Genomic DNA, 23,745 nt, shown 5'->3' with positions numbered 1-23,745 from the left:
AAGCGAGTGCTAACGGATACTATTAACTTATCAAGTGACAGATGATTTGTCAACTTCTCTCCTATGAAAAATGCAAAAAAATAGGAGAAAAAAAGCACTTTTTTCGGGTTTCTCCGCATAAAAGTGCTTCCTGATGTCATTTTCTAAAATTTGATACCTTGTCTCTTCTCTTCCTACTTCATTCATATGATATTCCATCTATACGTGTAAAAAAGCAGCAAACACTTCGTTGCCAAGTGGTAAGCCCTTTGGTGTTAGACGTACATGCTGGTCTACGATTTCTATCATTCCCTTTTGAAGTTCCTGCTGTAATGTTTCTCCAAATTCTTCTTGGACGGTTCGACCAAAGCGATTAGCAAAGCTCTCCATATCTACTCCTTCACGCAAACGTAAGCCCAGAATCATTTGCTCCTCCATTGCTTCCTTCTGCGTTACCTCAAATTCCTCTACACGCGGAGAGCCTTCCATCGCCATTCGTGTGTACACAGCTAGCGGACCGGCATTAACATGTCTTTTTCCATTTATATATCCATGCGCTCCAGCCCCAATACCATAATAATCCTGGTTTAACCAATAGGTCTTATTATGCTTGCTCTGTTTACCCGGCTTGGCAAAATTACTAATCTCGTACATGGACATCCCGTTTTTCTCAAGTGTTTCTATTAAAAGAAGATACATCTCTAGCTCAGTGTCCTCTGTCGGTAGTGGTAATTGATCTTTTTGATACAGAGTATGAAATAAGGTATTCTCCTCTACTTTTAAACCGTAGGAGGATAAGTGCGTGATTGGTAGTTCCATGGCTTTTTGCAAGCTTTGAGCAAACATCTCCATGGTCTGATCCGGCAGACCAAACATTAAATCAATTGAGATGTTGTCAAACCCAGCTTGAATCGCATTATTCACACTTTGATAAACCTCATCTACATCATGAATACGGCCAATCCGTTTTAATAAATCACTTTGGAATGATTGGACACCAAAACTAATTCGATTTACTCCAGATGACCTCATCAGCCTCAGTTTCTTCAGATCAGTAGTACCTGGATTTGCTTCCATGGTCCATTCCAGATCAGCACTAAAATAAGGAGCCAGATTTTCATTTATCATATGCAAAAATAGCGCCATTTGCTCCTGATCTAAATACGTTGGAGTGCCTCCCCCAACAAAGATTGTCTCTATCTTTTCAGGAGGATTTTGCTGGAACGTTAACGTCATTTCCCGGCGTAAAGCTTCTAAGTAATCCCAGACCAACTGAGGATTATTGGTAACAAAAGAATTAAAATCACAATAGTAACATTTATTAGTACAAAAAGGGATGTGGATATATACAGCATTTGGGGACATCTCTACCCCTCCTTGTTTACGAAATTGGGCCTAACAAAGCGAAGACCTGACAGCCATAATGGTGTCAGGCCACGACTCTAAGATATCAACTATGCATAGAACAGCCTTCATGCTTTTCGTTGCCATAGAGCATTTACCTGTATCAAAACTGTATTCTGTTTAACCTACAAACATTGATAAAGCAATGTTTTAGGGTTGCTAGAACATCATAATGTATTCTTATCTATCACGTCAACTCGCCTTCATCCTCTAAGTATGACGGGGGTCACGATAGGTAGATGTAAGAAAATCTATTCAACAAAGGGGCTTATTATAATAGAAACAATATAATAACTAAAGTCTACGATAATAAAGGGCCGTGTATATTTGGATACTTGCTAATTTTTGCATACATACGTAGAGATGTTCTTGTTTCCCCTTCTTGCTTTGCAACTTTTGCCGTAACCATATGATTGATATAGAACAGGCTGTTCTAAGCGGTGAAGTTCTCTTTCACGATACCATTTCATCCTTACTTGTAATTGAGCATAGTTCCGTATATGTAACTCCTCCATAACTTCTTTTACTGGAACACCTGCTAGTCTAAGCTCAATTGCCTTCGTCTCACACATTATGGGGTCAACCCAATTTTAGAGGGCTTTTTACTTTTTAGGAACTTTTGAGAGATAGATCGATGAATGATTCCAAGGAATTCATTACGGATTAACGATGTTATCTTTGTTCCGGGACTTGCCGTTTGCGGAACTTTTACCGATGTCCAAGCAAATCCCTCCTGTCCAACATATTTTAACTAGCAGATGTGAGGAGGTGATTTTTATGGTACGTATTCTCGATTATAATGCAACTCAGCCACTTGATCGTTTCGACGTAGCACAGTCATTTACTATCAATAGCACGCCAAATAGAACTGACTTAGCAAACATTAAAATTAGAATACCCCATTCCTGTGCTGTGCCTAATCGCGTGGAATTAGTAGCAACTGTTGGTGTTCGGGGCATTACTAATATCTCTCAGATCCTTTTTAGAATCTTCCGTGACGGAATAGAGATTTTTAATACACTAGTAGGTATTGAGTCAACTGATTCTGAACAAGACTATGTCGTTACATTTCAGGCGATTGATAGTAATGTAAGATCGGGTTGTCATGTTTACAGTTTGACTGCAGAAAACCTGGCTCCAGATACTAGAGCGGATGTAGTTGGCCCCATTTCTTTTAGTGGGCTAGCTATACAGACGAGGCATTAATTTGGATTTTTCGCACCCGTGTAGGGTGCTTTTTTATTTACATGCCAAAAGTATCAAGGGTTCATTGCATTTAATTACATTTAATCGCATGAAATCTAATCGTTTGAAGCTAAATAAACTGACGCCTAGTGAATTTAGACGTCAGTTAACTACCTAACTGCCAGAGCTTTCCTTACAGTCTACAAAACAGGGGCTTGACCAAATTGAGAGAAGGTTTAACTTTTTGCAGGTTTTTCAAGTTGCGCTACAAAAATTCAGCAACGAGGACTTTGTACTCTTCCCGAATTAACTTGATGTCCCTCAAGTTTTGATCTTCATTCTATGGAAATCATTTCTTCAAAACATGGGTTATCATCTTCGCAAATTAATAACATAAAAACAAACAGAGATGATCCTGGGCATTGATTAAAACGCTGTAAGTGGCGTTTTTTTGAAATCTTTAATTTATTGTGGTTTTTTTGAGCGTTTTGATTACCCGATCAATCATAGGGAAGATTGAGAGGTCAGTCTGTTATTAACTGAAATATTATTTTTTTACAGCATGGATGTAATGAATCGTTTCGAATGCAGACAAATAGTCTGTACGATTACGAAAAAATTGATTATTAATAGTAACTGGTGATAAATGTTCATAAATGAGAAAACCTGAGTTTTCTAACATTTTCTCCATTTCATCATAAGAAAAACATGATTTCATTGGCTCACCACTAGCTGAAGCCATTTGAACCATATTTTGAACTCTATTAGACATTCCTTTTTCTTCAAAAAGTTTGTCGTCTGCATAATCAACTTCAAATATTTCTGAGCTGTCGTTTAATTCTGGGTATAGGAAACAAAAGGTATCTAATCCAGTTCCTAGAATGACATACTGTTTGTATCCGTACCACGATAGACTTTCGTATATTCGAACGAATCATGAATGAGGCTAAAATAATCCCCCACCATTTTACCACTTCGGTGGCTATAGGGTGGGGGAAGTGAATTTTTGGTATTAACACAAATCGTAAAACCCTTTATTTATCAGCTATTACTTATCATCCATACGTAAAACAGCCATAAATGCTTCTTGTGGCACTTCTACGGAACCTACCGCTTTCATGCGCTTTTTACCTTCTTTTTGCTTCTCTAATAGCTTCCGTTTACGGGAAATATCCCCCCCGTAACATTTTGCCAATACATTTTTACGCATTGCGCTTATCGTTTCACGCGCTACGATTTTTTGACCGATAGCTGCTTGAATTGGCACCTCAAATTGCTGACGAGGAATTAATTTTCTTAGCTTCTCACAAATCACTTTGCCACGAGGATAAGCTGTATCCGTGTGTACGATAAAGGACAGGGCATCGACAATCTCGCCATTTAGGAGAATATCCATTTTCACTAGCTTAGATGGTTTATAGCCTGCCATTTCGTAATCAAAGGAAGCATATCCTTTTGTGCCTGATTTCAACATATCGAAGAAATCATATACGATCTCAGACAATGGCATATCATATTTCAATTGAACACGATTTTCGCCTAGATATTGCATATCAAGGAAATCACCGCGCTTGCCTTGGCAGAGCTGCATAACATCTCCAACATAATCCTTTGGCACCATGACGGTAGAGGTTACATATGGCTCTTCAATTAGCTCGATTTTTTGTATCTCAGGCATTTTGGATGGGTTATCAATTTCAATAACCTCACCATTGGTTTGTGTAATGCGATAAATTACACTCGGCGCTGTAGTAATCAGATCAATATTGAATTCACGTTCAATACGCTCCTGAATGATTTCCATGTGTAAAAGTCCTAGGAAACCACAACGGAAACCGAATCCAAGCGCTTGCGATGTTTCTGGTTCAAATTGCAAAGAAGCATCATTAAGCTGCAATTTATCAAGAGCATCACGTAGATCGTTGTAATCACTGGTATCAATTGGATATAATCCACAAAATACCATGGAATTAATTTTACGATAACCAGGCAGTGCTTCCGTAGCCGGACGACTGGCGTCTGTAATCGTATCACCGACTCTAGTATCCCCAACGGTCTTAATAGAAGCGGCTACGTATCCTACATCCCCCACCGTCAATTCATCCACTGGAGTCTGACGAGGCGTAGAGGTACCTACTTCCGTAACCTCAAACGTCTTGTTGGTTGCCATCATCTTAATTTTCATACCTTTTTTCAAGGTACCATTGACGATACGCACAGAAGCAATAACACCTCGATACGCATCAAAATAAGAGTCAAAAATTAGGGCTTGCAATGGAGCCTCAGGGTCTCCTGTTGGAGCCGGTACTTTTTGTACCACAGCTTCCAGCACATCTTTAATACCAATTCCCGATTTTGCAGAAGTAAGAACAGCGTCGCTCGTATCTAGACCGATAACGTCCTCTACCTCTTGTTTCACACGATCCGGTTCCGCACTTGGCAAATCAATCTTATTAATGATTGGAATGATTTCCAGATTGTTATCAAGAGCCAGGTACACGTTTGCTAGAGTCTGTGCTTCAATACCTTGCGCTGCATCCACGACTAGCAGCGCTCCTTCACAAGCCGCCAAACTACGTGATACTTCATAGGTGAAGTCGACGTGTCCTGGTGTGTCGATCAAGTGAAGAATATACTCCTCGCCATCGTCTGCTTTATAGTTCAGGCGAACAGCGTTTAATTTAATCGTAATGCCACGCTCTCTTTCCAAATCCATCGTATCAAGGAACTGCGCTTCCATCTCACGAGCAGTCAAAGCTCCTGTCAGTTCAAGAATACGGTCTGCCAGGGTAGATTTCCCATGGTCAATATGAGCGATGATAGAGAAATTGCGAATTTTTTTCTGCCTTTCCAGACGATCCATTTCTTCGTTCCCTCCCACGGATAGAATGATCTGCTCATTCGTATCCGCTAAAAAATACACTAAGATTAATAATAGCAAAAAGGTAGTATTTGAGCAAGAAATGGCTATTGATAAACGCGCCTATTTCGATTCTCGCTCCCTCTTCTATTGAACTTGTGATACATTGAATGCAACAGCATCCCACTTTTAATACGTGCAAAGCTATTGGCCGACTGTGAATTGTTCATGAAGGAGAGATATTTTATGTTCTTGTTAGACCGATTGATTTACGTAACGAACCGGCCCGATGAAATTAACCAAATCATAACACAGGAGCGGGGCTATACTTGTATTGCTACTGGCCAATCCTTCCCTGGGATTGCTACTCGTCTTTATCCGTTAGCAGGCGGTGGTTTTCTTGAGGTTGCTTACATAGAAGATGAATCCCGTGTGCCAGAGTCAGAATCTGGTCTAGCGCTGCAAGCCTTCATCCAAAAACACCAAGAAGGTTATTATAGCTTAGTCTTAGAGACCGATGATATGAATCACGTGGAAACCATTTTACAACAAGAAGGATACCCCATTCATTTTTCTGGTACACAGCAAATTGCTCTTCCCTCAGGGGAACCGATGATGATGCGTATGCTTGGCACTCACGAACATCTGCCTTGGTTTGTTCAATACGAAAAAACCACTGTACCACGCCCCGGCTATCCCCAAGCAGCCATCATCCGCACAGCATCATTGGTAGCGGACGTGCAATTGCTGGAAAAATTGATTGGCTTTTCAGCAACCTTGGGACAATATCTGGATATGCATACAGCTTTTCTTCCGCTAGCAAATGCATCCTTACGCTTGGAGTCAGCAGATGCTAACAGCTTTAGTTATTTTGAGCCAAAAGGACTACTCCTAGATGATACCAAATATGTGTAAGACTCTGACTCTAGTTTTAAAAAAGCTTTAGTTGGATGCACTCTTCTTAGCTCTTTATGCAGATCATAAGGAATTGGCTTCTTCATTTCTATTAGATACAGACTCGGTGCTAGCCGAGTTTTTTATTTACCAAAGAGATACTTCAGCACCCGCTTCTCTCCCCTGCACTCTACTGCCCTATCGAACAAATTACCCAGTTATTATTGTTTACAAACAAGTCCTGTATGCTTTTGCGTCTCAAATCTCGATTGGCTCCCTTTCATTCGAATATTACGGAGTTTAACAGAGTTAAGGTATCCTTATTCCTGCATGGTTACATGATCAAGCACCAATTTCATTAAGGTAGCATATGGTAAAATTGTTGCACTCGGGCAAATGTTTGTGATAAAGTTGACCTCAGGAAACTTTTTGGCATAAATATAAAAAACTTGTAGGAGGACAACTATGCAACTATTGAAAAAACAGCGTTGGTTTTCATTCCTTAGCGCTTCCGTCTTAGCCTTATCACTTATGCTGACAGGCTGCGGACAACAAGCGACTAGCGGTGATACACAAAAACCACAACACGAAGGAACATGGAAAATCACCACCACTACTGGTATGGTCGCAGATATTGTAGCAAAGGTCGGTGGAGATCAAGTAGAGGTTACTCAATTAATGGGTGCTGGTGTAGACCCCCATTTATACAAAGCATCTCAAGGGGATATCAAACGAATTGAGAATGCCGACATTGTCTTTTATTCCGGTCTTCATCTTGAAGGAAAAATGGTTGATATATTCGAACAAATGAGCAAAAAAAAGCCAGTTATTGCAGTGACAAAACAAATTCCGAAAGAATTATTACACGCAGATCCTGAGTCACCAGATCAGCCAGATCCACATGTTTGGTTCGACGTATCCCTGTGGATGAAAGCTGTAGAGCAAGTTCGCGACTCCTTATCTGAAATTGATACCCTACATAGAGATCTATATCACACAAATGCGACAAACTATTTAAAACAATTGCAAGAATTGCACGATTATGCCAAACAACAAGTTGCAACTGTTCCTAAAGAGCAACGTGTCCTAGTTACCGCTCATGATGCTTTTGCTTATTTTGGTAAGGCATATGATATTGAAGTTGTAGGCCTGCAAGGGATTAGTACAGCTTCTGAATATGGCTTAAAGGATGTCCAGAACCTGGTAACTACCCTTGTTGATCGAAAAATCAAAGCTGTCTTCGTAGAATCCTCAGTACCAAAGCGCTCGATTGAAGCCGTAGTTGAAGGGGCTTCTGCCAAAAACCACAACGTTGTCATCGGCGGGGAGTTATTCTCTGATGCAATGGGCACGCCAGGCACGCCTGAGGGGAACTATATCGGTATGGTAAAGCATAATGTAGATACAATTGTCTCTGCTCTCAAATAAAAAAGGAGGGTCCTAAATGAATCCCGTTACATCATACGAACCACTCTCCGTCAGCGATTTGACGGTTGCCTATCAGAAAAAACCAGTCCTTCGAAATGTCACACTTACCATTCCTGAAGGCAAATTAATCGGAATTATTGGACCCAATGGTGCAGGGAAATCAACGTTTATCAAAGCCATTCAAGGGCTCATCCCTGCTGCCTCTGGTCAAGTCCACATCTATGGAAAACCCTATCGCGAGCAACGCAAGCTAGTAGGCTATGTCCCACAGCGTGAAACCGTTGACTGGGACTTCCCCACAGATGCTCTTGATGTTGTCCTAATGGGGCGTTACGGACGTCTTGGCTGGTTCCGTAGGCCTGGCAAAACCGATAAGGAATGGGCCATGGAATGCCTGCGTAAAGTAGGGATGGCTGATTTTGCTGATCGTCAAATCAGCCAGCTTTCGGGTGGACAACAACAGCGTGTCTTCCTAGCGCGTGCTTTGGCTCAGGAGGCTCAAATCTATTTCATGGATGAACCCTTTGCCGGTGTTGATGCTGCTACGGAGAAAGCAATCATTCTCCTTTTGAACGAATTAAAGGAACAAAATAAAACGGTGTTGGTCGTTCACCACGATCTTCAAACCGTTACGGAATATTTTGATTGGGTTGTCATGATTAATAAGCGAATGATCGTAAACGGTCCAACAGAAGAAACCTTTACCACAGAGAATTTACAAAAAACCTATGGAGGCCGCTTACAAATCTTAGGTGATCGGCTGGCCCTATCCACAGACAGGTCCAAGCAGGAGGGGTCAAAATGAGTTGGTGGCAGGCTTTGCTAGATCCTAACACACAATGGGTTCTAGCTGGTTGCATTCTACTTGGAATCAGTAGCGGGGTACTCGGTTGCTTTGCCTTTCTCCGCGGTCGTTCATTGATGGGTGATGCCCTCGCTCATGCAGCATTACCTGGCGTTTGTCTAGTCTTTTTACTTACTGGCTCAAAATCAGTTGGCTTATTTTTACTTGGGGCAGTCCTATCCGGGCTGGTTGCTACTTACTTTATCAGTATGATTTCGCGCCACTCACGAATTAAAGAAGATACTGCCCTTGCGCTTATTTTATCCGTGTTCTTTGGAATCGGAATCGTCTTGCTTACTTATATCCAGCATAGCTCCAGTGGAAATCAAAGCGGTCTGGATAAATTCTTGTTTGGTCAAGCTGCTTCTTTAGTTGGTAACGACGTCAATACAATGGTTGTTGTAGGAGCTATTTTAATTTTGTTAACAAGCTTATTGTTTAAAGAATTTAAACTGCTCTCGTTTGACGCTGGATTTGGTCGCGGTTTGGGATTGCCTATGGGAATGCTGGATGGGTTATTAATGGTCATGCTACTGATGTCTGTGGTAATTGGTCTGCAAGCGGTAGGAGTTGTGCTAATGGCAGCCATGCTGATTACCCCAGCAGTTACAGCCCGTTATTGGACGAATAAACTAGGGTCAATGGTTATACTCTCCGGTGTATTTGGAGCCTTGAGCGGAGCATTTGGAACATTGCTTAGCACACAGGTTCAAAATTTACCAACTGGTCCCATTATTGTACTGGGTGCCACAGCTTTATTTTTGTTTTCACTCATTTTTTCACCAAGTCGTGGTGTCTTGTTTAAACTCATTCGTTTTTTACGTTTGCGAAATCAGGTTTTGCAACAAGATGTCTTGCGCTCCCTATATGAATGTATGGAACACGAGATTAAACAACAGCGTATATCCCATAATCTGTATATACCTGTGAATCGGCTTAGTCAAAAAAGTGGAAAAGCACATGCTACTGTAGTCAAAGCCTTATCTAGCTTGCAAAAGAAGGGCTGGGTTGCCTTTGACAAAAGCCGTCTGGAGCATTGGACATTCACGAAAACAGGTGTAGAAAAAGCACACGATCTCATTTTGAATCAACGCCTGTGGGATTTGTTCCTCATGAATGAACAAAAGTATCAGGGCTATGGTGTTGATCAAAATGAAGAGCTAATTGTACATCAGCTAACCAAACCACAACTGAAACAAATGTTGGCTGAGCTAGAACACTATGATATGACGCCTTTACTTCTCGGACATATGTCCCCCCCTACTTCCAGAAAGAAATCGGAACAGGGAGGTGTTCCCGTATGAACAGCTTTTGGATTATTTTAACCGGATCATTGGTAGCCGCTACATGCGGCTTCCTCGGTTGTTTTCTCATTTTAAGACGAATGGCTATGCTAGGTGATGCGATAAGTCATGCGATTCTACCTGGTATTGCCCTAGCTTTTCTCATTACGAATAGTCGGGAAACGTTGCCTATGCTAATCGGTGCCGGAGCATTTGGTCTGCTTACTGTCTTTTTGATTCAGCTTTTTCGAAACAGTGGTGTTAAATCAGATGCAGCCATCGGGGTAACCTTTACCGCTCTATTTTCTATTGGGGTTGTGATCATCTCTTTGTTCAGCTCACAAGTAGATTTAGATTTGGATTGTGTACTATATGGAGAAATCGCTTATGTACCGTGGGATACACTTACTATCGGTGATCTGGATTTGGGGCCAAGAGCAGTCTGGGGAATTGGCATCGTCTTCTTGGTCAGTCTGTTGGTTATCTCGCTCTTTTATAAGCAATTTAAGCTCTGCACATTCGATCCTGCAATGGCGGCTGCTATTGGCATTCCAGTCGCTTTATTCCACTATCTTCTAATGGGGCTGGTCTCTATGGCAACTGTCGCCTCTTTTGAAAGTGTTGGCGCTATTCTGGTTGTTGCTATGTTGGTTGTACCTGGAGCGACTGCCTACCTGCTGACAGACCGTCTACCTGTCATGCTAGGGTTAAGCATGCTGATCGGTGTCCTATGCTCTGCACTCGGTTATGCTTTGGCAACCTGGTTAGATAGCTCCATCGCTGGCGCCATGACAGTTATCGCGGGGCTATTATTCGCCCTAGCTTTTATATTCTCACCGCGTTATGGTCTTATTTCTAAGCTGCTTGCTCGTCGCAGCTTACGTGTATCTGAGCAGGAATAGTTACGTTGGCTTGCAACTCTAACAGCAAAGCCTCTCTCTTGGGTTAGATAAGAGAGAGGCTTTTATTTTGCAAAGGGTAATCCTTCAGCTAATACCTTAAATTTAACAATACATCGCGAATGGCCTGATCTTTCATAACGGTATCTCGATATCTTTGGGTAATTTCGGTTAAGGCAACATCATGATAGAAAAACTCAGTAAAGAATTTCAATAAAGGACGCGAGCCTGTGCGAATAGCTTGCCACTTACTCTCTTCTATCCCGGCAAAAAGCAATTCCTGTTCATCAACAATAAGGATGCGACTTCTCTCTAAGCTCGCGTGCTGTACATCAGGAATTAAGGTAGACACTGTAGGAATCGCGGTTGGAAATTCACCAATCACATGAATATTAACGGTAATTCCCTCAGCGTATTTTTGCTCTAAAATGGGGAGAAAAGCAGCTAAATCATCAGCCCATCCCGAAATAAAAATCGATTGACTGGATTGCAGAAGCAAATCCTTTAGCAAGGCTTGGATCGAATGGTTATCTCTTAAGGTCCATACTCGATCATCCTTGGGAGCTTCTTTTTTTTGCGTGCTTCTTAATTTTTGAACATTCGTTTCAAAATCAGCTTTTAGTTTTTCAATGATCGATTCAATAGGAAGAGCGGTATACAGTCGCTTTTTTTCAACGGTCGTTTCAAGAATCATCCCTTTTTCGGACAAGCGATGAAGGACTTCATATACCTTTGAACGCGGAACACCTGACCCCTTGACGATACCTGTGGCATCTAATGGCTGATCAACGGTTATCAGCGCTTGATAAACTTGACTTTCATATTGTGTAAAGCCGAATTGTTGAAGCATTGTCTTTGACCCCTTGCTTAACCATTTAGTAGGTAGTAGTACCATCATAGCATATTCTCTGGTTTATGATGTATGATGAAATTTACACTTGTTTTCTCCTGCATAAAAAGTTACTATTGCAGTGGTAACTTTTTAGAGAGAAAGGTTGTTAGGACATGAATAGAAGAGTTTATTTGCTAACCATTGTCTCTTTTGTAGTAGGGATGGTTGAATTGATTATAGGTGGGATTCTAGATTTAGTAGCCACTGATCTGGGAGTGAGTCTTGGTAAAGCAGGATTTCTGATTACAATGTTTTCCCTTGTATTTGCTATCTCAGCTCCCATTCTATTAACATTAACCGCAGGCATAGAACGAAAGCGGTTAACGATGCTTTCTTTATTCGTATTTTTGATCGGTAACGTAATAGCAGTCATCAGTCCATCGTATACGATGCTGTTACTTGCACGTATCATCTCGGCTGCAAGTGGCTCTTTACTGGTTGTTTTATGTGTTACAATCGCATCAAGCCTCGTGGCTATCCCATACCGTGCCCGAGCAATCGGAGTTGTTTTTATGGGAATCAGCGCCTCTCTTGTGCTTGGAGTACCCATTGGATTACTAATAGGTAATTCCTTTGGTTGGCGAGCTCCGTTTATCCTAATCTCAATTTTGACCGTACTTTCGATGACAGGTGTTCATTTCTTTATGGATCGAATTGAGCCGAAGCCTGCCATTCCGGTTTGGAAGCAGTTAGGTACATTGAAAAATCGTAGCGTATTATTTATTCAATTGACATCATTTTTATTTTTAGCCGGTCATTTAACGTTATATGCTTATCTAACACCATTTTTAAAAATGAAGCTAGGACTAGATGGAACCTGGGTAAGCATTATCTATGTTATTTTTGGTATTGCTGCCGTATTTGGCGGAGGCTTTGGAGGCTTTCTATCAGATCGCTTTGGGACAAAACGTACCATTCTATCTGTTATTTCGATCTTTGCTTTGACAATCTTTATGATTCCCTACACTACCTTTGCTTTACCGCTATTCCTTGTAGTGATGATTATCTGGAGTATGTTAAGCTGGGCGATCACCCCTGCATTACAAAGCTATTTAATTGAATCTGCTCCAGAATCCTCTGACATTCAACAAAGCTTAAACAATTCTGCTCTTCACTTTGGGATTGCTTTTGGCTCCTTAATTGGCGGAATCGTTATTGAGAGAGCCTCCATTGATTGGAATGCTACTGTGGGTGGGCTTATCATTATGCTAGCTTTAGGATCTGCTGTCTTCTCGATGGCTAAGCCTAGCCGTGTTACGTTATCGTTATCTAGAAAATAAAAGAAGAGGTACAGATGATGGAAACAGAATTGCTTGCCATTTTTGACGAGTCTCACAATCATCTAGGTTCAGCTTCACGTGCAGAGGTTCATCGCAAGGGCCTTTGGCACGAGACGTTTCATTGTTGGTTTATTAGTAATGAAAATGGGACTGATTATATTCATTTTCAAATCAGGAGTGAGCAGAAAAAGGACTTCCCTTCTCTGTTGGATATTACAGCCGCCGGTCATTTGCTTGCTCATGAAACGATTTATGATGGAATCAGAGAAATAGAAGAAGAATTAGGCATACGTGTTTCTTTCCATGATTTAGTATCATCAGGAGTCATCAAAAACTGCATTATCCAAAAAGGATTTATTGATAGAGAATTAAGTCACGTATTTCTTTACCAAAGTAAACATGCGATAAGTGATTATACACTCCAGCCAGAAGAGGTTTCTGGTATAGTAAAAGCTGAATTTGCTGGATTTTGCGAGCTTTGGTTACATGACAAACAGGAGCTGCTTGTTGAGGGCTTCGAAAGGAATACCAAAGGGGAAAGGATTTCGCTTATCAGGGTGGTGGGCAAACACGATTTCGTTCCTCATGAGCAGGCTTATTTTGAAGGTATCATTCACTCTATAACAGAGTATCTTTCTAAAAGAAATTAGGAATCCCTACTAGTAGCAGATGGAATACTCCCCCACCTATAAAAAAAGACGAGCCTCTCGCTCGTCTTTTTCTTCAGATAAAATAGGATTTTTTACACACCAATGATTTGAAGCTCTTTTGGATAGCTTGTTAAAATTTCGACTCCAGTATCTGTTACAAGCACGTCATCCTCGATACGTACGCCGCCAACCTCTGGCAAATAGATTCCCGGCTCGATAGTAAACACCATTCCGCTTACTACCTTATCCTGATTAGCCCCATGGACAGAAGGGTATTCGTGTACATCCATACCCATGCCATGACCTAAGCGATGGGTAAAATACTCCCCATATCCCTTGTTAGCAATAACCTGACGCGCTACCTGGTCTAAATCTGCCAGCACAACACCTGGTCGCGTAGCTTCAATCGCAGCTAGATTCGCCGCTAATACCGTTTCATAGACATCCTTTTGCTTGTCATTAATCTCTCCAACAGCAAATGTCCGCGTAATATCAGAGATGTAGCCATCTTGTAATACACCCATGTCAAACAATAGGAACTCTCCGTTCGCAATCTTACGGCTACCTGGCTTCCCATGCGGTAATGCTGAGTTAGGGCCACTTAACACCATTGTAGAAAACGATGGACCTTGCGAGCCTAGCTTTTTCATTAGGAATTCCAGCTCTGCTACGATCTCAGCTTCTGTTACGCCAACCTTTACTTTTGGCAGACATTGTCTAAGAACTTCCTCGATTGTCTCACATGCTCGCTTAATCCGAACCACTTCATCAGCAGACTTTATTAAACGCATTTGGCGTAACGGCTCTTCCACATCTATGTATGTAGGAACATCTAATTCTTTGACCATTGCTTCATAGATAGAAACAGTCAAATGACTCTTCTCCACAGCCAAGCTCTTCATATTCTGCGGGAGAGCCTGCTTTAAAATTTGATACGGATTGTCGGTATCTGTATGTGTCATAATGTTTTGCACGCTAGAAGCCGCTTCTGCTGCATTACGGTCTAACGCAGGTACGATTAAGACCGGTTCTCCATTAGCAGGGATTACAAGCCCCATAAACCGTTCATGTGGATTTGTAAAAAAACCAGTCAAATAATATACATGCATAGGAAGAGTTACAAGAATAGCATCCGCTTGCTGTTCTTCCATAAACGAACGTAGTTGAGTAAGACGTCTTTGATCCACTTTCGCCCACCATACCTTTCTTTAGCGATCTTTCCTATCTTGAGGATACCATAGGAGTTCATATTGATACATCCTCCTTGTATAAAATAAATCTTCTTGCTAACACGTGATTAATAGGTAAGGTTACTTTCTATTGAAAGACTCTGATTCGAATAATTCCCACGATTTTATAGAATGTACCATATTAGATGAAAAAGGGAAGCCAATTAACAATGTACGAAGGTTTTTTCTATAAAGATTTTCCCCATGAGCATCGCCGCCAAACTGATTCATATTTGGACATTTAGCTTAATTCAAGGTGACCGTGTGGAAACGATACTTTCAGATAATATCTGAAAGATAACTCCTTTTTCGAAAATAAAAAACCTCACCACTTACAGATGAGGTCATGTGATAGCAAGACATGTGTATTACAAGTAAATCGGAAGCAGATACTGATCTATCCTATGAATTGATTTGGAAACTGTTGTATAATTCCGCTGGTCATAACATCAGCCATCTCCAGTGCCTGGGGCTCAACCAGATCATTTGTTGCAACGTTTTCCTCATAGTTACCCGCAATACGTGCTGCTACTTCGGCAGTTAGAAGTCTAAGATGCTGGTACATCATCTGTCTCCATTCCTCTTGGGACCAATAAGGATTAATTCTGCCCAGGAAGATAGCAATGTCATCGGCATTTGCGTACCAACGTCGCTGTGCATCTGCTGCGGCGGCGGAATTGCCTGTGTGCAGCGCTTGAACGAGTTCCCCTGCAATCGTAAGATGTCCCTTCATCAACTCGCCAAATCTTGCCGCAATTGTAGGTCCATAGAAAGGTTGAAAAGCAGCTGCAAAATCGGTGGCATTCCGAAGAAGCCTTTTAATCGTTGGATCCTTATCAGGTAGGTCGCCTACGATACTATTCACCGCTAATCTTGTCCAGTAAATATGTTGTTCCCATAAAGCCCTCAACTGACGGTTCAACTCTACCATTGCAGGTGTCCAACACACAGATGAAACTGGCCTGAAGACGTAATTGTTATAGTTTGGTGAATAACCATACATCGGGGATCATCTCCTTTTTCCGGTTTTTCCACAGTATATAGGCGAAAAGACGAATGTGTGACTAACTTACTAATGGTAATGGCCGTTATCCGAAGATTATCTCAATTTAGAGGAATGCTAGTTTTTCTCCACTCCGATATTCGTATACGTAAACAAGCTCCTGCCCTAGATCATAACTGAAGTCATCAAGGAGCAGGAGCAATCTTTCGTTCTAATTCTTCATCCGGGGATCTAAGGCATCTCTTAGTCCATCACCTATCAGGTTAAATCCAAGGACGGTCAGCACAATGGACAGACCAGGAAAAATAACCGTCCAAGGTGCCTGCTGGATGTATTCACGAGAGTCGGCTAGCATTTTACCCCATTCGGGTTGCGGCGGTTGTGCGCCAAGTCCGAGGAATCCAAGCGCAGCCGCTTCCAAAATAGCGGTAGCGATCCCTAAGGTCCCCGTCACAATAATAGGAGCTATGCTATTTGGCAATATATGCTGTGAAATAATCCGAGCATCCCTCATTCCAATAGCCCTAGCAGCCATAATGAATTCCTCTTCTTTTAAACTAAGCACCTTCGAACGCACTAATCGCCCATAAGTAGGAACATTGATAATCGCAATAGCCATTAGTGCATTCTGTAGAGAAGGTCCTAGAATGGCAACGATCGCAATAGCTAGCAAAATGCTAGGGAAGGCTAAAATGATATCAAATGTACGAGAGATAAGCATGTCAATCCATCTTCCATAATAGCCAGCAATCAATCCAAGCAGGGTCCCTATAATAATCGAGCCTATAACCGAAAATGTCCCTACCCATAAAGAGATTTGTGCCCCATATACTACACGTGTATAGACGTCCCGACCATTATAATCAGTTCCAAACCAATGTTTTACAGAAGGCGGCATGTTTCTCTCTTTTAAAGCCCCCTCATCAAAAGGATGCGTAGTAATAACAGGAGCAAGAATCGCAACCAGAATAAAAAAGATGATGATCCCAAACCCTAACAAAGCCATTTTATTCTTCCGTAACGTTCGCCAGGCATCTCGCCAAGGAGACGTTGTTTTTTCAACCTGCTCTTTAGAAGAGACAGCTTGCATCTCTGGAGTTACTTGCACCACTGTTGCCCCCCCCTTAGCGATATTTAATACGTGGATCAACATAGGCATAGAGTAAATCCACAATTAAGTTGATCAATACGAAAATAAAAGCAATCACAAGAATGCCGGATTGGATAACGGGGTAGTCACGGTTGCCAATCGCTGTATAAATGTAACGCCCGATCCCCGGCCAGCCAAAAATAGTCTCCGTAAGAATAGCTCCGCCTAAAAGCATTCCTAACTGTAAGCCAATTACTGTCAAAATCGGAATCAAGGCATTTTTTAGCGCGTGCTTGTACACCACGAAAAACTGAGCTAATCCTTTGGCACGGGCAGTACGAATGTAATCAGAACGCATCACTTCCAGCATGCTGGAACGCGTAATTCGAGCAAAGATAGCCATTGGAATGGTTCCTAGTGCAATGCCAGGTAAGATAAGGTGCAAGATCACATCCTTGAATTGATCCCATCGCCCACTAATGATCGTATCGAGTAGATAAAAATGGGTAATCGCCTCTACAGCATCACGCGGATTATCCCGCCCTACTGAAGGTAACCATTTTAATTCCTGTGCAAAATACCACTGCTCCATTAACCCTAGCCAAAAAACGGGCATAGAAACACCAATCAAAGCAATGAGCATGCATACATAATCAAACCAAGAATTTTGTTTCCAAGCAGAAATAATTCCAGCATTAATCCCTACAACAAGCGCAAACAACAAGCTGACAATAGCTAATTCGGTAGTAGCAGATAAATAAGGAACGATCTCCTTGGCAATAGCTGCTTTCGTATGAAGTGATACGCCTAAATGACCTGTCATTACATCTTTAAGATAAGAAAAATATTGAATGTACCACGGATAATTTAATCCTAATTGTTCACGGAGTTCTTCAACGGCACTCGGACTAGCCTTCTCTCCTAAAATCGTTAAGGCTGGGTCCCCGGGGATGGCGTGAATAATGGAAAACACGATAATAGACATGCCCAAAAATACAGGGATCAGCATGAGCAAGCGTCGTATAGTGTAAGCTAGCAAATACCATCTCCTCGCTTTCCTTGCTTGTGTATTAAAACGATAGCGGATAAATGAATGGGAAAAGAAAAGGGTAAGAGGAAAGCTCAGCTCCTACCCTTTTACATATGAAACCTATTCAATATCCACCTCTTCTAAGCTTTCATTACCTTTAGGATGTGGCACATAGCCCTTAACAGTTGCTTTCGCTGCAATTGGAGGTGTCGAATGCACCAATGGGATGAGAATTGCTTGATCAAAGATGATTTGTTGAACCTCGTTGTAAATTGCAGTACGTTTTGCAACGTCTACCTCAGATTGCGCCTTCACCAGCAGGTCAGTAACCTTCTCATCTTTGTAGAAGGAACGGTTACTACCGCCTATATTATTTTTATTAAAGTGATTGTTTAGGAAGTTATCAGGGTCGCCATTATCTCCAGTCCAGCCAAGCAGATAAAGCTCCTGTTCCCCTTTTCTGGTTTTATCTAAATAAGTCGCCCAATCCATAGAAACGATTTCGGCATCAATACCAATTTTCTTAAAGTCCTGCTGTATCGCTTCAGCCATTTTTGGACCATTAATAATATATGGACGCGGTACTGGCATTGCCCAGAATTTCACTTTGAACCCATTTGGATACCCTGCTTCAGCCAGTAACTGCTTTGCTTTTTCTAGGTTATATTCGCGATCCTTAATTTGATCATTATGACTCCAAATAGAGGGAGGTAGCGGATTAGTAGCAGACTGGGCAAAACCGCTGTAGAAGGCTTCGATCATACCTTGCTTATCTATGGCATGCCCCATTGCTTGTCGTACCTTTACATTGTCTAAAGGTTTTTTCTCAATGTTAAAGCCTAGCCAGCCAGCATTCATAGAAGGACGGATAAATAACTGTAGATCTTTATTTTCCTTCACAGGCTTCGCATCATCAGGATTTAAACCATCCATAATGTCTATCTCCCCAGATGTAAGCGCTGTTAAACGAGCGGAGTTGTCTGGAATCACCTTAAAAATAACTTTGTCTAGCTTAGGAAGACCCTTTTGCCAATAATCTGGATTTTTCGCAATCGCAATACTATCATTTCGGTTCCATTTCTCGAATTTGAATGGACCAGTTCCAACAGGCTTCTCATTAAATTCCTTTGTCCCCTTCTTCACTGCATCTGGTGAGGCGATAGCAAACGGGAACATGCCTAGATTCTGCATAAGAGGTGCTAGAGGACGATTCAATGTAAGGACGATCGTGTACTCATCCTTCACATCTACAGAAGCGATGACATGGTCCTTGTCGCCTTTATAGCCGCCAAACATGTCATTATAATATTCATAGCCTTCTTTATCGTGGTATGGATTGCTTTTATCCATCCAACGTTCAAAGTTAAATTTAACAGCCTCTGCATTAAAAGGTGTCCCATCATGGAAGGTAACTCCTTTTCGCAAATAGAAGGTGTATTTCTTACCATCCGTAGTAATATCCCACTTTTCAGCAAGTCCTGGTATCACTTCTGTATTTTCTTTTTTGTATTTTACCAGTGTTTCCATAATGTTTTCTGTAACTCGCGCCGACTCTCCATCGGTAATCGTGATTGGGTCAAGACCTACAGAATCTCCACCGCGCCCCACAATTAGGGTTTTTCCATCTTTTTTGGTGTCTGCTGTCTTTGTTTCCCCTTGTTTGGCGGCTTCGTTTGTATTACTTCCACAGGCAGTCAATGCTACAGAAAAAGTCATTATTCCGCAAAGAGCCGCTGCCAGCTTCCTTTTTTTCATATTTTACTCCCCCTTGTTTTCTATTTTCATGAACAGAAAGCAACATATCGCCATTGCTTTCTTGCTTCATGCATTCTTGACGTTTCCTGCCTGTAACAAATCCATGTAAAAAAGAGGTTTTGTCAAAACAGTACGTTCTTTTTATAAAAATATGCTCATTTATTTTTCATAAAATTTTGAATATTAACTATATAAGTGACAGGCTACCAGATGATTTTCTCTCGATGCAAGCATTTCAGGACGTTTTTCCCTACATACATCCATCACATGAGGACATCGCGTATGAAATGTACAACCTGTCGGTGGATTAGCTGGGCTTGGTAAATCACCTTGCAAAATAATCCTTTCCTGTTTTTTATCAGGATCCGCTACAGGTACGGCTGACAGCAATGCTTTTGTATATGGGTGCAAAGGGTTCGTATACAGCTCATCTTTATCCGCGAGCTCTGCAATGCGGCCCAAATACATAACACCTACACGATCACTAATGTGCCGAACCACACTTAGATCATGAGCAATGAATAAATACGTCAGGTTAAATTCTTTTTGTAAATCCTGCATAAGATTAAGCACCTGTGATTGAACAGATACATCCAAGGCGGATACTGGCTCGTCAGCCACAATTAATTTAGGATTTAAAATCAGTGCACGAGCAATTCCGATTCGCTGACGCTGTCCTCCGCTAAATTGGTGAGGATAACGTCCCGCATGATAGCTAGATAGTCCGACTACCTCTAGTAATTCATGAACACGCTTACTCCGTTCTTTGGAGGAATTGATCCCATGGACAATCAGAGGTTCTTCTAAAATTTTTCCGACTGTATGACGTGGATTTAAAGACGCAAATGGGTCCTGAAAAATAATCTGCATATCCTTACGAATCTCCCGTACTTCCTCTCTTTTCATCCGGGCCACATTTTTTCCTTCAAATAGCACTTCACCACTTGTTGGTTCTATTAATCGGAGTATAGATCTACCTGTTGTAGACTTGCCACACCCGCTTTCTCCTACCAATCCTAAGGTCTCCCCTCTCTTCACACGAAAAGAGACATCATCAACCGCTTTTACTGCGCCGATTTCTCTGGCAAAAACTCCACCCGTGATCGGGTAGTATTTTTTCAAACGATTCACTACTAATAAATCCTCCACCAATCTGCCCCCCTTCCGATGTTATTGTTCATGTAGAAAACAGCGCGCTCGATGTCCTGTGCCCACTTCCAATAGCTGCGGCATCGTCATCCGGCATTTGTCTGTCACATATTCACAACGCGGTGCAAATCGACAGCCCTCTTTAATCGTGCCTGGCAGTGGAACATTACCTGGGATGGAATAAAGACGCTCCTTCTTTTCTTCTAAGTGTGGAATAGATTGGAGTAAGCCTTGCGTATATGGATGTTTCGGATTCTTCAGAATATTTCTGACATCTCCTTCTTCCACCACATTTCCGCTATACATCACAACCACTCTGTGGCACATTTCTGCCACTACCCCTAGATCGTGGGTGATCAACATGATTGCGGTTCCCATATCCTCATTTAGACTGCGCATCAAGTCAAGTATTTGAGCCTGAATGGTAACATCAAGAGCAGTAGTGGGCTCGTCTGCAATCAATAATTGCGGACTACAGGCCATTGCCATCGCAATCATGACACGCTGACGCATTCCGCCAGATAATTGATGTGGATACTCATGAATAATTTCCTCAGCACGCGGAATCCCCACACAATGCAGCATCTCGATGGCACGCTTTGTTGCTTCTTTTTTAGAAGCTTTTTTGTGTAGAATAACAGCTTCTCTAATCTGATCACCAATTTTGTAAACGGGATTCAGTGAAGTCATTGGCTCCTGAAAAATCATTGCGATTTCGTTTCCTCGAATCTCTCGCATTCGTTTTTCGCTGGCAGTTAACAGGTTTTCCCCTTTAAACAAAATGTTACCGCCCACAATTTTTCCCGGAGGATTAGGTACTAATCGCATGACAGATAGTGACGTAACGCTCTTGCCACAGCCTGACTCACCTACAATACCTAACACTTCACCTTTGTTGATGGATAAATTAACTTGATCAACGGCCGGAACTCGTCCACGATCCGTAAAAAAATGGGTCTCTAGATTCTCAATGTGCAAAATCTTTTGCGTCAAAGGGACCGCACCTCTCTATACCATTGTTCTTATGGGTTATTTTTTGATAACTTAGATAATTATTGCATTTATTTATAAAACTAGCAACATCAAAATAATATAGTATGAACAAAAATTAATTTTGTATAATTAAACCAATTATTTTTCCCAAAAAACTTGTACTCCAGCTAAAAAGGCAACTTGCGAACGCCTCAGCACAAATTGCCTTTCCCAATCTACCGTATTTGCTCTCATCTTGTTTCTTTACTCGCTTTATGGTTCAAAAAATCCAGAAATCCAATTTACTGTAGCTTCAGTCCCTTTTTTAATCCATCTTCCTACCGATTCCCCGGCTTCACCCACATAATTGACGACACGTTTTGGCTCTGTTCTTACTTGTTTCCCCATAACCGCTATCTCTACCTGATTATTATCAACCTTGGTAATAGCAAAGGTCTGGGATTGCTCGCGTAAGCTTCCGTCCACTTTATTGATACCCTGTTCAGCGGTTTGCATACCCAGTACAATGCCAATTAACAACAGAATCACCATACCGATAAATCGTATCGTATGCACCATCCAAGCTCTCACTCCTTACTCTTACTACTCTTTGGTGTCTGCTCTTTGTTCACTTTCTCTGCTTTTTGGTAATACTCCGCAAAAACATCTGCAAATGCTTCCGCTGTATTATAAGATTCCTCAAGCGTGTTGTTGATTCCACCAAATTCTAGTAATAGACTACCCGGAGAGATGGACTGGTTATACTCGGCATTTCCCTCATGAGCACCTTTGGCGATTACACCACGAGATAATCCCGGGTATTTTTTCTCTACCAAAGCGTTCAATTCTTTGGCCATCCGTTCATTTTGCATGAAATTACGATTGCGTGTTCCAATGACAAATAGGATGCGGGCATATGTTTTTCCGTTTATAGTGATTGCCGTTTTAGTACGCGACACGTCCCCATCGCGATGGATATCAAAATAATACTGTAAAGCAGGATTTTTTTGAGCGGCAGCTTTCACAGCTTTATATGACTCAGCATATGCCATCGGATATGTCTTTTTCTGGTCGATCAATTGCTGAATAAAATCATTTTCACTTACAATGTTATTTACCCCTTTTTCTTGTAAAAGCTTTCCGAATCGTTTGCCAACGAGCTGAATATTTTTTGTTGGATGATCAACTGACGTTCCTACAGTAGGTGCTACATGCGTCCATGATTCCCGATTATGTGTATTGTAAATAAAAACACGCTTCTCTCCAGCTATGCTAGGAGGACTGGGCGTCTTCGTTTCATCCTTTTCGATTTGTCCCGGCTGTACGATGTCCCTTGCTTTTGTATGTTCTTCTCGTTTCACATCCTGAACAACTGCATTCGGTGCGGCAGATTCCACGTACAAATCCACTAGCTCTAATCCTTGACCTGGCACAATAATGCGAGCATCATCGTAGGTAAGCAAGCCTGGCAGCTCTCTGCCTAACAGACTGCGTAAATCACCAGGATAAATACCGGTAATGAGTTGAAAGAAGAAGCTTTGCATCGTGGAGCTCTCAGGCTCTCCCTGGGCTTGAACGGTACGATGCAAGCTAGGGATTTCCATACCCATCGCATCGAGAAACGTAATACTTGATACGTTGGAAGCCGCTCGTTGAATGCTACTAGAGTAGAGAAAATCCTGATGATTGGGGCTTACAAGCAAAAGACTCACAAGCACAAATAACAGTGCTGTGCCGGCAGAGAGTGCAAAAAAATAGCGTTGTAATAGGGTGATCATTTTCATTTCTCCTCCTCTGACGTTTCTTTTGCATATGCTTTATAGTATGCATGTCATAGAGTAGATAGAACGATCACCCTAGTAAAATAACGTTTCGTTTTTTGCAGTTTTTTATTGGTTATTTATGGCAAGGCAGTCTAC

General features: G+C 41.6%; 20 protein-coding genes and 1 pseudogene. 8 read left to right on the top strand and 13 right to left on the bottom strand.

All coding sequences use genetic code 11. The annotated features are described in order from the left end of the window. Nucleotides 1–198 precede the first annotated feature (198 nt). Nucleotides 199–1,344, bottom strand: coding sequence for a radical SAM family heme chaperone HemW (hemW, locus tag BRLA_RS06820; protein ID WP_003338222.1), 1,146 nt, complete (start codon nt 1,342–1,344; stop codon nt 199–201). An 816-nt stretch (nt 1,345–2,160) separates the two neighbouring features. On the opposite strand from hemW, the gene BRLA_RS06810 reads away from it, so the two are divergent. Next, nucleotides 2,161–2,589 (top strand): hypothetical protein, encoded by a 429-nt coding sequence (locus BRLA_RS06810; protein ID WP_041751994.1) that lies wholly within the window; start codon nt 2,161–2,163, stop codon nt 2,587–2,589. A gap of 526 nt (nt 2,590–3,115) precedes the next feature. On the opposite strand, the pseudogene BRLA_RS23045 reads toward BRLA_RS06810, so the two are convergent. Next, nucleotides 3,116–3,469 (bottom strand): annotated as a pseudogene (locus BRLA_RS23045) (class I SAM-dependent methyltransferase); the annotation flags it as partial. A 147-nt stretch (nt 3,470–3,616) separates the two neighbouring features. Continuing rightward, the gene (lepA, locus tag BRLA_RS06800; protein ID WP_003338227.1) at nt 3,617–5,431 is read right to left on the bottom strand and encodes a translation elongation factor 4; all 1,815 of its coding nucleotides are present in this window, start codon (nt 5,429–5,431) and stop codon (nt 3,617–3,619) included. A gap of 243 nt (nt 5,432–5,674) precedes the next feature. Here lepA and BRLA_RS06795 point away from each other — a divergent pair, with 243 nt between their 5' ends. The 5 genes from BRLA_RS06795 to BRLA_RS06775 all read left to right on the top strand — a co-directional run bounded on the left by BRLA_RS06795 (nt 5,675) and on the right by BRLA_RS06775 (nt 10,779). Next, nucleotides 5,675–6,343, top strand: coding sequence for a VOC family protein (locus tag BRLA_RS06795; protein ID WP_003338228.1), 669 nt, complete (start codon nt 5,675–5,677; stop codon nt 6,341–6,343). 444 nt (nt 6,344–6,787) lie between these two features. Further along, a complete protein-coding gene (locus BRLA_RS06790; RefSeq protein ID WP_003338230.1) occupies nt 6,788–7,750 on the top strand; it encodes a metal ABC transporter solute-binding protein, Zn/Mn family in 963 nt (320 codons plus the stop codon). 16 nt (nt 7,751–7,766) lie between these two features. Further along, nucleotides 7,767–8,555 (top strand): metal ABC transporter ATP-binding protein, encoded by a 789-nt coding sequence (locus tag BRLA_RS06785; protein WP_003338231.1) that lies wholly within the window; start codon nt 7,767–7,769, stop codon nt 8,553–8,555. Next, nucleotides 8,552–9,898 (top strand): metal ABC transporter permease, encoded by a 1,347-nt coding sequence (locus BRLA_RS06780; RefSeq protein ID WP_003338233.1) that lies wholly within the window; start codon nt 8,552–8,554, stop codon nt 9,896–9,898. The genes BRLA_RS06785 and BRLA_RS06780 overlap by 4 nt, the downstream gene beginning before the upstream one ends. After that, nucleotides 9,895–10,779 carry a metal ABC transporter permease gene (locus BRLA_RS06775; RefSeq protein WP_003338234.1) on the top strand — a complete coding sequence of 295 codons (885 nt, stop codon included), beginning with the start codon at nt 9,895–9,897 and terminating at the stop codon, nt 10,777–10,779. The genes BRLA_RS06780 and BRLA_RS06775 overlap by 4 nt, the downstream gene beginning before the upstream one ends. An 88-nt stretch (nt 10,780–10,867) precedes the next feature. On the opposite strand, the gene BRLA_RS06770 is transcribed toward BRLA_RS06775, so the two are convergent. After that, nucleotides 10,868–11,626: a TrmB family transcriptional regulator gene (locus BRLA_RS06770; RefSeq protein WP_003338235.1), complete on the bottom strand. Its 759-nt coding sequence runs from the start codon at nt 11,624–11,626 to the stop codon at nt 10,868–10,870. Nucleotides 11,627–11,781: 155 nt separating this feature from the next. Here BRLA_RS06770 and BRLA_RS06765 point away from each other — a divergent pair, with 155 nt between their 5' ends. Both BRLA_RS06765 and BRLA_RS06760 read left to right on the top strand, forming a co-directional pair. After that, a complete protein-coding gene (locus BRLA_RS06765) occupies nt 11,782–12,948 on the top strand; it encodes an MFS transporter (RefSeq protein WP_003338236.1) in 1,167 nt (388 codons plus the stop codon). Between the two features lie 14 nt (nt 12,949–12,962). After that, entirely contained in the window at nt 12,963–13,598 is a 636-nt protein-coding gene (locus tag BRLA_RS06760; protein WP_003338237.1) for an NUDIX hydrolase, read from the top strand. Between the two features lie 92 nt (nt 13,599–13,690). Here the strand turns inward: BRLA_RS06760 and BRLA_RS06755 are convergent, their stop codons facing one another. From BRLA_RS06755 to spoIIP, 9 genes are all read right to left on the bottom strand, one after another. Further along, entirely contained in the window at nt 13,691–14,785 is a 1,095-nt protein-coding gene (locus BRLA_RS06755; protein ID WP_003338239.1) for a M24 family metallopeptidase, read from the bottom strand. Nucleotides 14,786–15,224: 439 nt separating this feature from the next. Continuing rightward, nucleotides 15,225–15,758 (bottom strand): hypothetical protein, encoded by a 534-nt coding sequence (locus BRLA_RS06750; RefSeq protein WP_031309539.1) that lies wholly within the window; start codon nt 15,756–15,758, stop codon nt 15,225–15,227. Nucleotides 15,759–16,041: 283 nt separating this feature from the next. After that, nucleotides 16,042–16,920, bottom strand: coding sequence for an ABC transporter permease (locus tag BRLA_RS06745; RefSeq protein ID WP_041752507.1), 879 nt, complete (start codon nt 16,918–16,920; stop codon nt 16,042–16,044). A 34-nt stretch (nt 16,921–16,954) separates the two neighbouring features. Continuing rightward, on the bottom strand, nt 16,955–17,959 hold the full coding sequence (locus BRLA_RS06740) for an ABC transporter permease (RefSeq protein WP_003338243.1): 1,005 nt from the start codon (nt 17,957–17,959) through the stop codon (nt 16,955–16,957). A gap of 111 nt (nt 17,960–18,070) precedes the next feature. Then, nucleotides 18,071–19,705: an ABC transporter substrate-binding protein gene (locus tag BRLA_RS06735; protein WP_003338244.1), complete on the bottom strand. Its 1,635-nt coding sequence runs from the start codon at nt 19,703–19,705 to the stop codon at nt 18,071–18,073. Nucleotides 19,706–19,888: 183 nt separating this feature from the next. Then, nucleotides 19,889–20,857 carry an ABC transporter ATP-binding protein gene (locus BRLA_RS06730; RefSeq protein WP_041751992.1) on the bottom strand — a complete coding sequence of 323 codons (969 nt, stop codon included), beginning with the start codon at nt 20,855–20,857 and terminating at the stop codon, nt 19,889–19,891. Between the two features lie 18 nt (nt 20,858–20,875). Then, nucleotides 20,876–21,847, bottom strand: coding sequence for an ABC transporter ATP-binding protein (locus BRLA_RS06725; protein WP_003338246.1), 972 nt, complete (start codon nt 21,845–21,847; stop codon nt 20,876–20,878). A 252-nt stretch (nt 21,848–22,099) separates the two neighbouring features. Then, complete coding sequence (locus BRLA_RS06720; RefSeq protein WP_003338247.1) at nt 22,100–22,405, bottom strand: DUF3679 domain-containing protein; 306 nt, start codon at nt 22,403–22,405, stop codon at nt 22,100–22,102. A gap of 8 nt (nt 22,406–22,413) precedes the next feature. Then, a complete protein-coding gene (gene spoIIP, locus BRLA_RS06715; protein WP_003338248.1) occupies nt 22,414–23,610 on the bottom strand; it encodes a stage II sporulation protein P in 1,197 nt (398 codons plus the stop codon). Between the last annotated feature and the right edge of the window lie 135 nt (nt 23,611–23,745).

Origin of the sequence: Brevibacillus laterosporus LMG 15441 (assembly GCF_000219535.2) — a bacterium.
GTDB lineage: Bacteria > Bacillota > Bacilli > Brevibacillales > Brevibacillaceae > Brevibacillus_B > Brevibacillus_B halotolerans.
Note: the sequence above shows the minus strand (reverse complement) of the source record. Positions and strands in the feature narration are given on the sequence as shown.

What these genes read in the sequence shown, in the direction of transcription:
- BRLA_RS06785 (WP_003338231.1), top strand. Translation starts at nt 7,767, where the DNA reads ATGAATCCCGTTACATCATACGAACCACTCTCCGTCAGCGATTTGACG.
- BRLA_RS06720 (WP_003338247.1), bottom strand. Translation starts at nt 22,405, where the DNA reads ATGGTGCATACGATACGATTTATCGGTATGGTGATTCTGTTGTTAATT.
- BRLA_RS06810 (WP_041751994.1), top strand. Translation starts at nt 2,161, where the DNA reads ATGGTACGTATTCTCGATTATAATGCAACTCAGCCACTTGATCGTTTC.
- BRLA_RS06775 (WP_003338234.1), top strand. Translation starts at nt 9,895, where the DNA reads ATGAACAGCTTTTGGATTATTTTAACCGGATCATTGGTAGCCGCTACA.
- hemW (WP_003338222.1), bottom strand. Translation starts at nt 1,344, where the DNA reads ATGTCCCCAAATGCTGTATATATCCACATCCCTTTTTGTACTAATAAA.
- BRLA_RS06790 (WP_003338230.1), top strand. Translation starts at nt 6,788, where the DNA reads ATGCAACTATTGAAAAAACAGCGTTGGTTTTCATTCCTTAGCGCTTCC.
- BRLA_RS06770 (WP_003338235.1), bottom strand. Translation starts at nt 11,626, where the DNA reads ATGCTTCAACAATTCGGCTTTACACAATATGAAAGTCAAGTTTATCAA.
- BRLA_RS06745 (WP_041752507.1), bottom strand. Translation starts at nt 16,920, where the DNA reads ATGCAAGCTGTCTCTTCTAAAGAGCAGGTTGAAAAAACAACGTCTCCT.
- BRLA_RS06780 (WP_003338233.1), top strand. Translation starts at nt 8,552, where the DNA reads ATGAGTTGGTGGCAGGCTTTGCTAGATCCTAACACACAATGGGTTCTA.
- BRLA_RS06735 (WP_003338244.1), bottom strand. Translation starts at nt 19,705, where the DNA reads ATGAAAAAAAGGAAGCTGGCAGCGGCTCTTTGCGGAATAATGACTTTT.
- BRLA_RS06795 (WP_003338228.1), top strand. Translation starts at nt 5,675, where the DNA reads ATGTTCTTGTTAGACCGATTGATTTACGTAACGAACCGGCCCGATGAA.
- BRLA_RS06760 (WP_003338237.1), top strand. Translation starts at nt 12,963, where the DNA reads ATGATGGAAACAGAATTGCTTGCCATTTTTGACGAGTCTCACAATCAT.
- BRLA_RS06765 (WP_003338236.1), top strand. Translation starts at nt 11,782, where the DNA reads ATGAATAGAAGAGTTTATTTGCTAACCATTGTCTCTTTTGTAGTAGGG.
- spoIIP (WP_003338248.1), bottom strand. Translation starts at nt 23,610, where the DNA reads ATGAAAATGATCACCCTATTACAACGCTATTTTTTTGCACTCTCTGCC.
- BRLA_RS06750 (WP_031309539.1), bottom strand. Translation starts at nt 15,758, where the DNA reads ATGGTAGAGTTGAACCGTCAGTTGAGGGCTTTATGGGAACAACATATT.
- lepA (WP_003338227.1), bottom strand. Translation starts at nt 5,431, where the DNA reads ATGGATCGTCTGGAAAGGCAGAAAAAAATTCGCAATTTCTCTATCATC.